This is a genomic window from Pseudomonas parafulva NBRC 16636 = DSM 17004 (genome assembly GCF_000730645.1).
In the GTDB taxonomy this organism is placed as follows: domain Bacteria; phylum Pseudomonadota; class Gammaproteobacteria; order Pseudomonadales; family Pseudomonadaceae; genus Aquipseudomonas; species Aquipseudomonas parafulva.
In genome coordinates, this window is the sequence record NZ_BBIU01000016.1 from 138,410 (window position 1) to 152,824 (window position 14,415).

The following is a 14,415-nucleotide window of genomic DNA, read 5'->3' on the forward strand; positions in this document are numbered from 1 at the left end:
CTCGCCTGGTACGTGTGCCAGGCGGGTGTATTCCATTATTGCGAAAGATGGCTGAATGGGCCGTTAAGGCTTGATTTACAGGCTAAAAGGGCCGTTAAAGCTAGCTAAAGGCGATTGCGGCCGCATAGCCGGCGCAAAGAGGGCATGATTTTCCACTATATGGATAGCTGTTTGCGATACTGGCAATGTGACACTTAGGCCCTACTGATCGTTCCACGCTGGGTTGCCAAATGCATCAAACTCCACACCAGCACGAACATTTTTCTAACAAAAACAAAAGGGCACCCGTGTCGGGTGCCCTTTGGTCTTGCTTCAGGTGACAGCTGTTACCCCATTGATCGCGCGCCCACTGGTTGCGCCTGACCCCGTGTGGTCACAATACCCAGGAAGGAAATCACAATCGCCAACCCCAAGGTTGAACTCACTTCAACCCGGTGTTCAGGCGTGTACATCATCACCGCCAGCGCTGCAGCGATGAAGATGATCACCGCCCAGGTCAGCCACGGGAACAGCCACATGCGGAATTTCAGCTCGGTGTTCTCGCGCTCCAGCCGGCGGCGCATCCGCAGTTGGGAGATGGCGATCACCATGTACACCAGCAGCGCGATGGCGCCGGAACTGGCCAGCAGAAACTCGAACACGCCCTTGGGTGCGAAGTAGTTGAGCACCGCAATGGCGGCACCGATCAGCGTGCTGCCGAACACCGCAGCCCGTGGTACACCGACCCTGGAGGTATTTTTCAGCATGGCTGGTGCATCACCGCGCTTGGCCAGCGAGTACATCATGCGCGAGGCGATGTAGATGGAGGAGTTCATGCAACTGGTGACTGCCACCAGCACCACCAGGTCGACCATGAATGCCGCGTTGGGGATATTCATGATTTCCAGCGCACGCTGGTACGAACCCACTACCGCCAGTTGCGGGTCATTCCACGGCACTACCGAGATGATCACGAAGATCGACAGGATGTAGAAGGTGCTGATACGCCAGATCACCGAGCGGGTGGCCTTGGCGATGTTGCGCGAAGGGTCGCTGGACTCGGACGCCGCGATGGTCACCGCCTCGGTACCGATGAAGCTGAACATCACGGTGATGAAGGCACCGACCACAGCCGCCCAGCCTTTGGGGGCAAAGCCGCCGTGCTCATTGATCAGCCCGCTGAGGCCACTGACTTCACGGTTGGGCAACCAGCCCATCAGCGCTGCGAAACCGAGGCCGATAAAGCCCAGGATGGCCGTGACCTTGAGGATGGCGAACCAGAATTCGAACTCGCCGTACTTAGCCACGCTGAACAGGTTGGTGCCGGCCAGCAACAGCACCGAGGCCAGGGCGAAGATCCAGCTGTCTACCTGAGGGAACCAGGCATTGAGCACGTGCCCCGCAGCCAGGGCTTCAATGGGAATCACCAGTACCCAGAACCACCAGTACAGCCAACCGATGGTGTAGCCGGCCCAACGGCCAATGGCCTGTTCGGCATAGGTGGAGAAAGAGCCGGTGTCGGGGTGCGCTACGGCCATTTCACCGAGCATGCGCATGACCAGTACCACCAAGGTTCCGGCCACAAAATAGGAAACTATGGTGGCTGGCCCGGCCGCCGCGATGGCGTGACCCGAGCCGACGAAGAGTCCGGCGCCGATAATGCCCGCGATGGACAGCATCGTTACATGACGTGGCTTGAAACCTTGTGCAAGGTTGCCATCAGATCCCACGGTGTTCATTGATGTTGTTCTCTTTTTGCTGACACAAGGATGGACGGGCAGGCGTAGGCGAAAAAGGCTCCTTGGGATTCGGGGTGAAGGCAGGTTGCTAGCGCTCTGTTGTTGATGTGTGCAGCGCATCAAATGCAACGTGCCGTTGCGGTTCGGGCTTCATTTAAGCCCCGCAAGCATGTGGGAAATTACACGAGAACGCCTCGGAACTGTTCGATCACGACAGCGCTTTTCCAGCAACGCCAAATGTCGCGATTGGCATATCCGATCGCGCCACCGGGCCAGGCGAAGCTTTTGTTTTTCATTTGAGTGTGCAGCAGGGCGCCTCAGGCCAGCGCCCGGTCCACCAGTACCTGCAACCGCCCCTGGGAGCAGCGTTCCACGCGTGCCTGCACGCCATAGACGTCTGCCAGCAGGTCCGGCTTGAGTACGTCGGCCGGGGCGCCGCAGGCGATTACCCTGCCCTCGCGCAGCACCACCAGCCAGTCGGCGTGGCTCGCCGCCAGGTTGATGTCATGCAGTACTGCGACGGCCAGCAACCGGTGCGCCTGCACGCGCTCACGCACGGCGTCCATCACCCGCAACTGGTAATGCAGGTCCAGTGCACTGGTGGGCTCGTCCAGCAGCAGCACCTGGGGGTTGCGCGCCAGCAATTGGGCCAGGGCCACCAGCTGGCGCTGGCCGCCCGACAGGCTGTCCAGCGAGCGCTCGGCCAGCCCTTCGATACCCAACTGGCGCAAGGCTTCGAAAGCATGGCCCAACAGGTTGTCGCTACTGCCCACGCGCAGGGCGGCAACGATGCTTTCGAGCACGCCCAGGGCAATGCCGGGGGGCAGTTGCTGGGGCATGTAGGCCAGGCGCCGCGAGCGCTCGGCAAAGCCCAGCCGGGTGACGTCCTGGCCGTCCAGGCTAAGGCCCCCGCGCATGCGCTCCAACCCTGCCAACGCACGCAGCAGGGTGGACTTGCCTGCGCCGTTGGGCCCCACGAGTGCCACCAGGCTGCCGGCCGGGAACGCCGGCATGCTCACCTCGTGCAGAATCTGCCGTGCCCCGTAGGCTACCGATATACCTTCGATCAACAGGCTCACAGTTTTCTCCCCCGGCGGAACACCAACACCACGAAGATCGGCACCCCTACCAAAGCAGTGACGATACCCACCGGCACAATCACGCCGGGCATGATCGCCTTGCTGGCAATGGACGACAGCGACAGCATCAACGCCCCCACCAGCGCACTGGCGGGCAACAGGAAACGCTGGTCCTCGCCCACCAGCAAACGGGCGATATGCGGGCCCACCAGGCCGACGAAGCCGATGGTGCCAACGAAAGCCACCGCAGTTGCCGACAGCAGGCTGATGCGCAGCAGGGAGGCAAAACGCAGGCGGCGGGTGTCCACACCAAAGCTACGGGCGCGGTCCTCGCCCATGCGCAGCAGGGTCATGGCCGGCGCGGCGCGCAACGAGAACGGCAGCAGTACCGCCAGCACCAGTGCCAGAATGGCGAGCTTGTCCCAGTTGGCCCGGGCCAGGCTGCCCAAGGTCCAGAACACCAGTTGCTGCAGTACATCCTCGGTAGCCAGCAGTTGCAGCAGTGACACCAATGCGTTGCAGCTGAACACCAGGGCAATGCCAAACAGCACCAGGCTTTCTACGCCAGCGCCACGCAAGCGCGACATGGCCTGCAGCAGCACCACCGACAGGCAGGCGAACACGAACGCCATCACCGTGACCTGTACCCCCGGCGCAATCCAGGCGATGCCCAGCGGGTAGGCGATGGCAAGCGACGCGCCCAGCGCGGCAGACGATGACACCCCCAAGGTAAAGGGGCTGGCCAGCGGGTTGTCGAGGATCGCCTGCATTTCCGCGCCCGCCAGCGACAACGCTGCCCCGACCAGCACCGCCATCAGCGCGTACGGCAGCCGCACGTTCCAGATGATCACCCGCTCGGTGGCACTGAGGGTGGCCGGGTCGAACACCCCCTGCACCAGGCGCCCCAGGCTCATGCCCGACGCACCGCTGGCCAGGTCGCACAGCACCGAAACCAACAGCAGCAATGCCAGGGCGCCCACCAGCCAGGTGCGCCGCCACAGCACCCGGCGGTAGTGCCAGGCAGCCTGCTGGGCGCCGGGCAGAGCCTGCGCGGTCACTTGGCGTCGACCCAGTACTGGCCGTCCAGGCCTACCTTGAGCATGCGGTTGATTTCAGCCATGGTCGCCTGCGGGTCGAGGTCCTTGAAGCGCTCGGGGTGCACCCAGCGTGCCATGGCTTCGATAGCCAGAATATTGAACGGCGAATTGTAGAAGTCATGCCACAGGCCATGGGCCTGGCCCGCCTTGATCGGCCGCAGCGGCGCGAATTCGGGGCGAGCGGTGATCTTGGCCAGGCTCTGGCGCGCCGTCTCGGTAGATACGCCAGCGCCCAGCAGCACGCCGGGGGCGCGGTTACCGGTGGCGATGTACACATCCGGGTCGGCCTGCAGCACGTACTCCACGCTCACATCACCCAGCGCGCCGGGTACCACGTCAGCGCCAATGTTATGCCCGCCCACGGCCTGGACCACGCTGCCCAAGCCGCTTTTGCCGGTGGTGTGGCCAGGCGCCTGCCACACCCCTGCCAGCAGTTCCAGAAACACCTTGGGCCGTTCACTGTCCTTGAGCCCGGCCACCGCATCGGTCACCCGTTTCAGGTGGCGATCGTACAGGCTCAGGTACTCGGCAGCTTCCTGCTCGCGGCCCAGCACCGTGCCGAGTGCCTCCATGCTGACCCGCGTGTTCTTGATAGGGTGCACGCGGAAATCGATGAACAGCACCGGCACGCCAGCCTGCTCCAGCAGGTCGGCCACGGGGCTGTGCTGGGTGGGCCCTTCACCGGCGATGCTGAAGATGGCCAGGTCCGGCTTCAGGCCCAATATCTGCTCGGCGCTCACACTTTGCTCGGAAGCCTGGCCAATCAGCGGCAGCTTGGCGATTTGCGGGTACTTTTGCGCATACACCTGGTAGGTGTGCGGGTCCAGCAGGCGCATGTCGTTCTGCCAGCCGACCACCCGCTGGAATGGGTCGTCACGGTCCAGCAACGCCAGGGCGAAGAACAACCTGCCCTCGCCCAACACGATGCGTTGCGGTGTGTGGTCCAGCTTTACACTGCGCCCAAGCACGTCGGTGACTTGCAGGGCACTGGCCGGTTGAGTGAAGCCGAGGCAGGCTGCCAACAGCAGCAATGCAGGCAGCACGCGCTGCCAAAAACGGGGGAATACGCACATCGGGGTATCCTCTGGAAGAGAATCAGTCGCAACGGAGCCGGCCATTCTAGCCAGCCACCTGCGCTGTCGATGTGCGCGAATGTATTGGCCCGCAGGCGCGCCATTACATTCCATTACCCTAATCGCCTGCTACCAGGTCAGGCAGATCTTGCCGAAATGGCGATTGCTCTCCTGATAGCGGAACGCCTCGACGATCTGCTCCAGCTCAAAATGCTTGTCCACCACTGGGCGCAAGCCGTTGGCATCGATCGCCCGCACCATCGCCTGTTGCTGCGCGCGGCTGCCTACCAGCACCCCCTGCAGGCGAATCTGCCTCACCAGTGCCTGCACCAGCGGCAGTTGCCCGGCCACGCCGGTCAGAATCCCGATCAGCGATACGTGTCCGCCGATGCGTGCGGCAATCATGGACTGTTCCAAGGTGGCCGGCCCGCCCACCTCTATTACATGGTCAACACCGCGGTTGTCGGTCAATGCCCGCACCTTATCGCCCCAGGCCGGGGTCGAGGTGTAATTAATGAGGTGGTCGGCGCCCAGCGCCTTCAGGCGCTCGAGCTTGGCATCGCTGGACGAGGTGGCGATAACTGTAGCACCGGCCAGTTTGGCGAACTGCAGGGCGAAGATAGACACGCCCCCCGTGCCTTGCACCAGTACCGTGTCGCCTGGTTTGAGGCGGTCGTCGCTCATCAACGCCCGCCACGCCGTCAGGCCTGCGGTGGTGAGGGTGGCGGCCTCGGCATGGCTAAAGCCCTTCGGGGCCCGGGTGAACGCCGTGGCAGGCGCCGTTACCTGCCCGCGGGCATAGCCGTCCAGGCCATCGCCAGGCACCCTGGCAAAGCCTTCGACGTTGGCCTGGCCGTCCAGCCAGTCAGGGAAGAAGGTGCTGACCACGCTGTCGCCTGCCTGAAACTCGGTCACCCCACTGCCCACTGCCACCACTTCACCGGCACCATCGGCCATGGGGATGCGCCGCTCACTGGGGCCCCACATGCCGCTGACCACGGCAAAGTCATGGTAGTTGAGCGAGCTGGCGTGCAGGCGCACGGTAATCTCGCCTGCGCCAGGTGCCGCTGCCTCGCTGGTGCCGACTTCGACCTTGTCGTAGCCGCCGCCCGGCTGAACGTAGATGGCCTTGCTGATCATGGATGGTTGCTCCATTCAGGGGAAAGGGTGCGGGTGAGCATAGACGGGCTGGTCAACCCAGCATCGCCCTCAAGGCGTGGCAATCGGCAGCGTGGCGGTCGGCCAGCCCGGGCCAGGGGTTTTCCGGCAGGTTCACCAGCACCGTCCCGGCGCCGGCTGCTCGCCCACACGCCAGGTCGAAGCGGTGATCGCCCACCATCACCAGTTCGCTGGGGGCAACGCCCCAGGCACTGGCAATTTTCAGCAACCCGTCGGGGCTCGGCTTGGGGGCGGCTTCGTCACGCCCAAGAATCTGTGATACCGCAAAATAGTCTGCCAGGCCGATGGCCTCGAGGGTCACGTGCGCCAGCTCACGGGCATTACGGGTAAGAATACCCAGGCGGCAGCCGCGGCCCGCAAGTTCACGCACCAGGTCCACTGCGCCATCGGCAGCCGTCGAGGCATGGGCCAGCTCGCGTTCGTGCGCCAGCAGCCAGGCATGCTTGGCGGCTGCTTCGTCTTCGGGCAGGGCGGCCAAGTGGGTGAGGATGTCGGCTGCAGGCGGGATATCGAGCGCCACGCGGATGGCTGCAAAGTCATGCACCGCCACCGTCAGGGTGCCGTCCATGTCGAACACCCAGTGGCGAACCCCGCCCAGGTTCATGCCCAGTCCTTGCGGTGGCGGATCAACCCTTCCTGGCTGGAAGAAGCCACCAGTTGCCCGGCCTGGTTGAAGATGCTGCCGCGGCAGAAGCCACGGGCATTGCCCGCCCACGGGCTGTCAGTGGCATACAGCAGCCACTCGTCTGCACGCAGGTTGCCGTGGAACCACAGCGAATGGTCCAGGCTGGCGATCTGCATGTCACGCTGCCACACCGACTTGCCATGGGGCAGCAGCGAAGTGGTCAGCAGGCCGAAGTCCGAGGCGTAGGCCAGCAGGTATTTGTGCAGGGCGGGGATGTCTGGCAGTTTGCCGTCGGCGCGGAACCAGGCGTACTTCACCGGGTCGCCGGGCTTGGGGTTGAACGGGTCACGCTCGGTCACCGGGCGGATCTCGATGGGCTTGGCGCACAGCACCTTGTCACGGATGCGCTCAGGCAGCTGCTCGGCCATGGCACTGGCCAGCTCCACCTCGGTAGGCAGGTTTTCCGGGCCGACCACATCGGGCATTGGTGCCTGGTGGGTGAAACTCTCTTCGTCGTACTGGAACGAGGCGCTGCAGGTGAAAATGGTCTGGCCTTTCTGGATCGCCGTCACGCGCCGGGTGCTGAAACTGCCGCCATCGCGCACGCGGTCCACTGAATACACCACTGGCAAGCTGGCGTCGCCCGGGCGCAGGAAGTAACCATGCAACGAATGCACGTGGCGGGCGTCTTCCACAGTCTGGCTGGCGGCCGACAGCGACTGCCCCAGCACCTGGCCACCGTAGAGCTGGCGGAAGCCCAGGTCCTGGCTGCGCCCGCGGAACAGGTTTTCTTCGATGGGTTCGAGGCTCAACAGGTCGACCAGGTCGTCCAACACATGGCTCATCGGTGGGGTTCTCCTTCTTGGCGAGCCTGGCTCGCGGTGCGCCAGCTGGCGGCGCATGATTCAACGGCGCTGTACCGGCAACGGCCAGCGCCTTCCAATGCGGGAAATAATACAGGGTTTGACAGCACTGCCACCCCTGGCGGTTCAGTCGGTGCGCAGGGTCTGCTCCCAGCGGGCGCGGTCGATACGGTAAAGCACGTGCGGGCGCAAGGGGTGGCCGGCAGCAATGCGGGGGTGCTCGAAACTGCCTGCCTCGTCCTGCTGCATGCCGATGGCCTGCATGACCTTTTGCGACGGCAGGTTCAGCTGGCTGGTGAACGACACCACCTCGTTCAGCCGTAACTGGGCGAAGGCGCAACGCAGGCACGTCCAGGCCGCCTCACTGGCAAACCCCAGGCCCCAGTGGCGGCGGGCAAGCCGCCAGCCTATTTCCACCGCCGGGGCAAAGGGCGCGTCGAAGTTGACCTTGAGCAGGCCGGCCATGCCAATGAATGCCCCGCTGTCCTTGCGCTCCAGCGCCCACAGGCCGAAGCCGTACTCATTGAAGTGGCCCCGCAGGCGGCCAATCAGCCCGGCGGCCTCCAGCCGGGTCAGCGGCGCCGGAAAGTAACGCATCACCTGCGGGTCTGCGCACAACGCAGCAAACTCGCGCAGGTCATCGTCATGCCATTGACGCAATACCAGGCGGGCGCTTTCCAGTTGCAGGATGGGGGTCATTGCGGGTTGCTCCGGTCACGGCATGCTTGAGGCAAGTTTAGCGCTGGCAGCGATCAGGGGGTGCCACACGCCTGGCATGAGATGCCCGATTGCCCGAGAAAGTGCACCCTCGATAATGGCAAGATCACCACTGCCCCCGGAATGTGAGCGCCCCATGCCGTTGCCGCTGATCTATCACGAAGACTACAGCCCGGAGTTTCCGGCAGACCATCGCTTCCCGATGGACAAGTTCCGCCTGCTGCACGATCACCTGGTCGACACTGGCCTGACGACAGACCAGGCGCTGTTACGGCCAGAGATCTGCCCGGTCGACATTCTGGCCCTGGCCCACGACCGCCAGTACATCCAGCGCTACATGCAAGGTGAACTGCCCCGCGAAGACCAGCGGCGCCTTGGCCTGCCCTGGAGCGAGGCGCTGGCCAGGCGTACCGTGCGGGCAGTCGGCGGCTCGCTGCTCACCGCAGAAATGGCCTTGCAGCACGGCGTTGCCTGCCACCTGGCGGGCGGCACCCACCACGCCCATTACGACCACCCGGCAGGCTTCTGTATCTTCAACGACCTGGCCGTGATCAGCCGCTACCTGCTGGAAGCAGGCCGTGTGCACCGGGTGCTGATCTTCGACTGCGATGTGCACCAGGGCGACGGCACCGCACGTATCCTGCAGGACACCCCGGAAGCCATCACCGTGTCGCTGCACTGCGAGCAGAACTTCCCGGCACGCAAGGCCCACAGTGACTGGGATATCCCCCTGCCGCGAGGCATGGGCGATGAAGCCTACCTGAAGGTGGTGGACGATGCCTTGAACTACCTGCTGCCGCTCTATCAACCCGACCTGGTGCTGTATGACGCCGGCGTGGATGTGCACAAGGACGATGCACTGGGCTACCTGCAACTGACAGACGCAGGCGTTGCCGCACGTGATGAAGCGGTACTGCGGCATTGCATGGGGCGGGACATTCCGGTGGCAGGCGTTATAGGGGGTGGCTACAGCAAGGACCGGGCGGCCCTGGCCCGGCGCCACGGTATTCTGCACCGCAGTGCCGCGCAGGTTTTGAGTTGTTCACAATGACTGTGGAACCGCTTGTGGATAACCTGCGCGAAAGACGCTGCAGGCCTTACCAATCAAAGCCTGCAGAGACATGATCATTTTTTGATCAGTACGCTCAGGGGTGTGGTTGCGCTAGAATGCGCCACTTTTCCACAGCCTGTTGCCTACCATGCCTGACCCTACCTGCCCCCCATCCCCTCCCGCCGTCGTCATCGGCGCAGGCCCTGCCGGCCTGATGGCAGCCGAAGCCCTGGCCCAGGCGGGCTTGGCTGTGGAGGTGTTCGACGCCATGCCCTCGGTAGGGCGCAAGTTCCTGCTGGCGGGCGTGGGGGGCATGAACATCACCCATTCCGAGGCTTACCCGGCATTCGTGGGCCGTTATGCCGAGCGCCAGCGCGAGATCGACGCCCTGCTGCGTGGCTTCGATGCCGACGCATTGCGCCAGTGGATACATGGCTTGGGCATCGAAACGTTTGTGGGCACCTCAGGCCGGGTTTTCCCCAGCGACATGAAAGCCGCCCCTTTGCTGCGCGCCTGGCTCAAGCGCCTGCGCGACACCGGGGTAGTTATCCACACCCGCCATCGCTGGCTGGGCTGGAGCCCCGAGGGCGCGCTGCGGCTTGCTTATCCACAGGGCGAACGGCGCGTCGAAGCGGCTGTGGTAGTGCTGGCGCTGGGCGGTGGCAGCTGGGCGCGCCTGGGCTCTGATGGCAGTTGGCAGGCGTTGCTGGCGCAGCGGGCTGTGGATATCGCCCCGTTGCAGCCCAGCAATTGCGGCTTCGAGGTTGAGGGCTGGAGCGCACTGCTGCAGCAGAAGTTCGCCGGTGCGCCGCTGAAGAACATTGCCCTGAGCGTGCCGGGCAGCCCCCCACGCAAGGGCGAGTTCATTCTGACGGCGCAAGGAGTGGAAGGCAGCCTGGTGTATGCCTGGTCGGCAGCCGTACGCGAAGCCATCAACCGTACCGGCCAGGGGCAACTGTTGCTGGACCTGCTGCCGGACAAGCCTGTGGACAAAATTGCCCAGGCCCTGGCCAGGCCCCGCGGCTCGCGCTCCATGGCCAGGCATCTGCAAGGTCAGCTGGGTATCGATGGGGTCAAGGCAGCCTTGTTGCGCGAGCTGACCGATCAGGCTACGTTTGCCAACCCCGATGCATTGGCCCGGGCGATCAAGGCCTTGCCAATCACCCTGGTGCGCACACGCCCCCTGGATGAAGCCATCAGCAGCGCGGGCGGCGTACGGTTCGAGGGGCTGGACGATGGGTTGATGGTCAAAGGCATGCCGGGGGTGTTCTGTGCCGGCGAGATGCTCGACTGGGAGGCACCGACCGGCGGCTACCTGCTGACCGCGTGCTTTGCCAGCGGTCTGCGCGCAGGGCGCGCAGCGGCGCACTGGTTGGCCCTGCAAGCGTCAGGGAATTGTCCATAACTCATTGATGTAGCAGGGACCTGTGGGAGCGGCTTCAGCCGCGAACACCGGCGCAGCCGGTGCCATACACCGCGCTGCCTGTTTCGCGGGTAAACCCGCTCCTACAGGGTCAGGGCTTGCGCTTGCGGGGGCCGCCGTTGAAGCTGGGCACCTTGCGCACAGCCTTCACTGCCGGTTGCGCACTGCCCGCCTCGGCACTGTCCATCCAGCGGCCCAAACCGCGCTTGGCGCTGGTTTCCTTGGGCTTTTTGGGTTTTTTCGGCTTCTTGATCACCTGGCCACTGGCATCGGTCAACGGTACCCGGTGCTCGGGGATAAAATCCGGCTCCTCGTGACGCGGCAGGCTTTGCCGGGTCAGCACTTCAATGGCGCCCAGCAGTTGCACCTCGTCTGCACACACCAGCGAAATCGCCTCACCGGTGTTGCCGGCGCGCCCGGTACGGCCAATGCGGTGGACGTAATCCTCCGCAACGATGGGCAGGTCCAGGTTGACCACCAGCGGCAGGTCATCGATGTCCAGGCCACGGGCGGCTACATCAGTGGCCACCAGTACCTGCACCTCACGTGCCTTGAAACTGTCCAGCGCACGCTGGCGCGTCGCCTGTGGCCGGTCACCGTGGATGCCATCGGCATTCACGCCCTCGGCCAGCAGCCGCTCAACCAGCTGATCGACGCCGTTACGGGTCTTGGCGAAGACCAGCACCTGCTTCCAGCGCTGCTTGCGCAGCAGGTGGCAGAACAGGTCCGGCTTGCGCTTCTTGTCCACCGGCACCACCCACTGCTTGACGCTGGCAGCCGTGGCGTTGCGCGGGCTTACCTCGATGCTCAGCGGATCATTCAGGGCGAGCCCCGCCAGCATGCGGATCTGGTCCGAGAACGTGGCCGAAAACAGCAGGGTCTGGCGCTTGCGCGGCAGTGCGGCGTAGACCGATTGCAGTTCTTCGGCAAACCCCAGGTCAAGCATGCGGTCCGCTTCGTCCAGCACCAGCGTCTGTACCTGGTTGAACTTCACTGCATTCTGGCGGAACAGGTCGAGCAGCCGGCCAGGGGTGGCCACCAGCACGTCGACACCACGGCGCAGGCGCATCATCTGCGGGTTGATACTGACCCCGCCGTACACGGCATAGGTACTCAGGGGCAGGTTTTCGGCATATTCGCGCACGTTGTTGTGCACCTGCTCAGCCAGTTCGCGGGTGGGCACCAGCACCAGGGCGCGAATCGAGTTGGGCGCGACCTTGTCGCCTTCCAGCGCCAGGCGCTGCAGCACAGGCAGGGCAAAGCCTGCGGTCTTGCCGGTGCCGGTCTGGGCCGCGGCCATCAGGTCGCGACCGGCCAGCACGGCGGGGATGGCCTTGGCCTGCACCGGGGTGGGGGTGGTGTAGTCCAGTTGCTGCAGGGTGCGCAGCAGCGGTTCGATCAGGCCGAGTTTGGCGAAATTCATGGCAATACCATCAGGGGGTTCAGCGAAGGCGGCAAGTCTACCGCATCACCCCGGCCTACTTGCAGGTTTCACCGGTAGCCGGAGGCGCCTTGCGCCACTGCGGCAGGCCGATCAGCACCACCGCCCCGATGATCACGGCCATCGCCACGCACTCCTCGGCACCAATGTGCTCCCCGGCAAAGGCGATGCCCAACAGCACGGCGACCGCCGGGTTGACGTAGGCATAGCTGGTGGCGGCCGCCGGGCGTACATGCTTGAGCAGGTACAGGTAGGCGCTGAACGCCAGAATGGAGCCGAAAAACACCAGATACGCCAGCGCCCCCCAGCCAGCAACGGTAGGCATGTGCGTCATGCGCTCGCCCGACAGCAGGCTGCCCACCAGCAGCACAGCGCCGCCAACCAACATCTGCGCAGCACTGGCCATAGGCCCCTGGGGCATCGGCAGGCGCTTGCTCCACACCGAGCCAAACGCCCAGGACGCTGCCGCAAAAATCAGCAAAGCCGCGCCCATCGGGCTGGCCTGCAGGTTGGACCCCAGGTTCAACAGTGCGATACCCAGCAGCCCCAGCGCGATGCCTGCCCATTCCAGCGTGGAGTTGCGATAGCCGAACATCAGGCCGAACAGCAAGGTGAACAGCGGTACGGTTGCCACCGCCAGCGCGGCCACCCCGGACGCCACCCCGGCATGCTCGGCCACAGTCACCGCACCGTTGCCACAGCTGAGCAGCAGGAAGCCGACGGCGCCCGCTGCCCGCCACTGTACCCACGTTGGCGCGGGGGCTCCGCGCCAGCGCATGAAGCCATACAACAGGCTACCGGCGATCACAAAGCGCACACCCGCCATGAGCATCGGCGGCCAGCTTTCCACACCGATGCGGATGAACAGGTAAGTGGAACCCCACACCAGGTACAAGGCCAGGAAGGCGCCGATCAGCACCAGAGGAAAGCGACGGGGGGCAGGCATGGGCACACTCGAAATCCGTTTACGGGTGGTGCAGTGTAACGGAGCCCGCTGGGCGCGCTACGTTACAGAGCGGGGTGAAATCAGCAGCACACTTGGCTGTTTTCAGCAGTACCTGGCCAACGCCTCGCGAACCTTGGCAGCGGGCGTTTTCTGCAGGCGGCACAGCAGGTCGTGGGACAGCTGTTGCACACCATGGCTCTGGCGCAGCACACCCGCCAGGTGTTGCAGCAGGTTGGCGGCCATCTCGGCATCGGCCATGGCCCGGTGAGCGGTGCCGGTTTGCGGCAGCCCGGCCCAGCGGGTCAGGGTGCCCAGTTTGTGGTTGGGCGCCGCTGGCAACAAGCGCCGCGACAGCAACAGGGAGCAGGCGAACGACTGGCTGCGGCTACGGCCGATGCGGCCCAGCTCGTAGTCCCAGAACTTCTGGTCGAAGGAGGCATTGTGGGCCAGCAATGGCGTGGCCCCCACGAATTCGGCGACTTCGTTCATCACCAGGTCCACCGGTGGCGCCTGGCGCACCATGGCCGTGGTGATGCCCGTGAGGCCGGCAACGAAGGCAGGCACCGGCACGCCGGCATTCATCAGGCTTTGATAACGCGCCACGATGCGGCCGCGCTCCAGCATCACCACCGCCACTTCGGTGGCGCGGCAGCCAGTACCCGGGGATATGCCGGTGGTTTCAAAGTCGATGACAGCAATACGTTCCATGGAAAACCTAGTGTTTGAGCAACAGCGCGCCCTCGATGGGCACATAGCGGGTGGCGGCGCGGATCAGTGACAAGGCTGTCAGCCCGGGCACACCATACACCACAGCGTCGGCGCCGTGGCGCTGGATGACACGCTCCAGCAGCAGGTCGAAATCCCCATCGCCTGACGCCAGTACCACTTGGTCTACACGGCTGGCCGCATCGATCACATCCAGGGTGATCCCCACATCCCAGTCGCCCTTGGCCGAGCCGTCGCTGCGCTGAATGTAGGGCTTCAGACGTACCTCGAAGCCGAGGTTGCGCAAGATCTGCTGGAACTGTTGCTGCTTGCTGTCGCCACGGTCGATGGCGTAGGCGAACGCCTCGACGATCTGGCCTTCACGGCTGACCTGGTTCCACAAGGCGGTGTAGTTGAAATGGCAACCGTGGGCCTGGCGCACGGTGTAGTAGAGGTTCTGCACATCGGCGAACAGCGCGATCTTCTTCACCTCGGCAC

General features: G+C 64.3%; 14 protein-coding genes. 2 read left to right on the top strand and 12 right to left on the bottom strand.

Annotated features, from left to right (window positions below; all coding sequences use genetic code 11):
- Nucleotides 1–326: 326 nt before the first annotated feature.
- The 8 genes from PPA02S_RS12160 to PPA02S_RS12195 all read right to left on the bottom strand — a co-directional run bounded on the left by PPA02S_RS12160 (nucleotide 327) and on the right by PPA02S_RS12195 (nucleotide 8,333).
- Complete coding sequence (locus tag PPA02S_RS12160; RefSeq protein ID WP_028632707.1) at nucleotides 327–1,718, bottom strand: amino acid permease; 1,392 nt, start codon at nucleotides 1,716–1,718, stop codon at nucleotides 327–329.
- 317 nt (nucleotides 1,719–2,035) lie between these two features.
- Nucleotides 2,036–2,797, bottom strand: coding sequence for an ABC transporter ATP-binding protein (locus tag PPA02S_RS12165; RefSeq protein ID WP_028632708.1), 762 nt, complete (start codon nucleotides 2,795–2,797; stop codon nucleotides 2,036–2,038).
- Nucleotides 2,794–3,855, bottom strand: coding sequence for a FecCD family ABC transporter permease (locus PPA02S_RS12170; protein WP_028632709.1), 1,062 nt, complete (start codon nucleotides 3,853–3,855; stop codon nucleotides 2,794–2,796). The genes PPA02S_RS12165 and PPA02S_RS12170 overlap by 4 nt, the downstream gene beginning before the upstream one ends.
- Nucleotides 3,852–4,967, bottom strand: a complete 1,116-nt coding sequence (locus tag PPA02S_RS12175) for an ABC transporter substrate-binding protein (protein ID WP_028632710.1) — start codon at nucleotides 4,965–4,967, stop codon at nucleotides 3,852–3,854. The genes PPA02S_RS12170 and PPA02S_RS12175 overlap by 4 nt, the downstream gene beginning before the upstream one ends.
- A gap of 129 nt (nucleotides 4,968–5,096) precedes the next feature.
- Nucleotides 5,097–6,107: a zinc-dependent alcohol dehydrogenase family protein gene (locus PPA02S_RS12180; protein ID WP_028632711.1), complete on the bottom strand. Its 1,011-nt coding sequence runs from the start codon at nucleotides 6,105–6,107 to the stop codon at nucleotides 5,097–5,099.
- Nucleotides 6,108–6,159: 52 nt separating this feature from the next.
- Complete coding sequence (locus tag PPA02S_RS12185; RefSeq protein ID WP_028632712.1) at nucleotides 6,160–6,750, bottom strand: HAD family hydrolase; 591 nt, start codon at nucleotides 6,748–6,750, stop codon at nucleotides 6,160–6,162.
- Nucleotides 6,747–7,616, bottom strand: a complete 870-nt coding sequence (gene tesB / locus PPA02S_RS12190) for an acyl-CoA thioesterase II (protein ID WP_028632713.1) — start codon at nucleotides 7,614–7,616, stop codon at nucleotides 6,747–6,749. The genes PPA02S_RS12185 and tesB overlap by 4 nt, the downstream gene beginning before the upstream one ends.
- A 144-nt stretch (nucleotides 7,617–7,760) precedes the next feature.
- Nucleotides 7,761–8,333, bottom strand: a complete 573-nt coding sequence (locus PPA02S_RS12195) for a GNAT family N-acetyltransferase (RefSeq protein WP_028632714.1) — start codon at nucleotides 8,331–8,333, stop codon at nucleotides 7,761–7,763.
- A gap of 154 nt (nucleotides 8,334–8,487) precedes the next feature.
- On the opposite strand from PPA02S_RS12195, the gene PPA02S_RS12200 reads away from it, so the two are divergent.
- Together PPA02S_RS12200 and PPA02S_RS12205 are read left to right on the top strand one after the other, a co-directional pair.
- Complete coding sequence (locus tag PPA02S_RS12200; protein WP_028632715.1) at nucleotides 8,488–9,402, top strand: histone deacetylase family protein; 915 nt, start codon at nucleotides 8,488–8,490, stop codon at nucleotides 9,400–9,402.
- Nucleotides 9,403–9,550: 148 nt separating this feature from the next.
- Entirely contained in the window at nucleotides 9,551–10,807 is a 1,257-nt protein-coding gene (locus tag PPA02S_RS12205; protein WP_028632716.1) for a TIGR03862 family flavoprotein, read from the top strand.
- A gap of 109 nt (nucleotides 10,808–10,916) precedes the next feature.
- On the opposite strand, the gene rhlE1 is transcribed toward PPA02S_RS12205, so the two are convergent.
- From rhlE1 to PPA02S_RS12225, 4 genes are all read right to left on the bottom strand, one after another.
- Nucleotides 10,917–12,248: an RNA helicase RhlE1 gene (gene rhlE1 / locus PPA02S_RS12210; protein WP_028632717.1), complete on the bottom strand. Its 1,332-nt coding sequence runs from the start codon at nucleotides 12,246–12,248 to the stop codon at nucleotides 10,917–10,919.
- Between the two features lie 55 nt (nucleotides 12,249–12,303).
- Entirely contained in the window at nucleotides 12,304–13,212 is a 909-nt protein-coding gene (yedA, locus tag PPA02S_RS12215) for a drug/metabolite exporter YedA (RefSeq protein WP_028632718.1), read from the bottom strand.
- 102 nt (nucleotides 13,213–13,314) lie between these two features.
- Nucleotides 13,315–13,920, bottom strand: coding sequence for a 3'-5' exonuclease (locus PPA02S_RS12220; RefSeq protein ID WP_028632719.1), 606 nt, complete (start codon nucleotides 13,918–13,920; stop codon nucleotides 13,315–13,317).
- Between the two features lie 7 nt (nucleotides 13,921–13,927).
- Nucleotides 13,928–14,407 (bottom strand): LabA-like NYN domain-containing protein, encoded by a 480-nt coding sequence (locus PPA02S_RS12225; RefSeq protein WP_028632720.1) that lies wholly within the window; start codon nucleotides 14,405–14,407, stop codon nucleotides 13,928–13,930.
- Nucleotides 14,408–14,415 lie beyond the last annotated feature (8 nt).

Bases quoted from the DNA above. Each gene is read 5' to 3' on its own strand.
- PPA02S_RS12160 (WP_028632707.1), bottom strand. From the start codon at position 1,718: ATGAACACCGTGGGATCTGATGGCAACCTTGCACAAGGTTTCAAGCCA.
- PPA02S_RS12175 (WP_028632710.1), bottom strand. From the start codon at position 4,967: ATGTGCGTATTCCCCCGTTTTTGGCAGCGCGTGCTGCCTGCATTGCTG.
- PPA02S_RS12180 (WP_028632711.1), bottom strand. From the start codon at position 6,107: ATGATCAGCAAGGCCATCTACGTTCAGCCGGGCGGCGGCTACGACAAG.
- PPA02S_RS12185 (WP_028632712.1), bottom strand. From the start codon at position 6,750: ATGAACCTGGGCGGGGTTCGCCACTGGGTGTTCGACATGGACGGCACC.
- tesB (WP_028632713.1), bottom strand. From the start codon at position 7,616: ATGAGCCATGTGTTGGACGACCTGGTCGACCTGTTGAGCCTCGAACCC.
- PPA02S_RS12195 (WP_028632714.1), bottom strand. From the start codon at position 8,333: ATGACCCCCATCCTGCAACTGGAAAGCGCCCGCCTGGTATTGCGTCAA.
- PPA02S_RS12200 (WP_028632715.1), top strand. From the start codon at position 8,488: ATGCCGTTGCCGCTGATCTATCACGAAGACTACAGCCCGGAGTTTCCG.
- PPA02S_RS12205 (WP_028632716.1), top strand. From the start codon at position 9,551: ATGCCTGACCCTACCTGCCCCCCATCCCCTCCCGCCGTCGTCATCGGC.
- rhlE1 (WP_028632717.1), bottom strand. From the start codon at position 12,248: ATGAATTTCGCCAAACTCGGCCTGATCGAACCGCTGCTGCGCACCCTG.
- yedA (WP_028632718.1), bottom strand. From the start codon at position 13,212: ATGCCTGCCCCCCGTCGCTTTCCTCTGGTGCTGATCGGCGCCTTCCTG.
- PPA02S_RS12220 (WP_028632719.1), bottom strand. From the start codon at position 13,920: ATGGAACGTATTGCTGTCATCGACTTTGAAACCACCGGCATATCCCCG.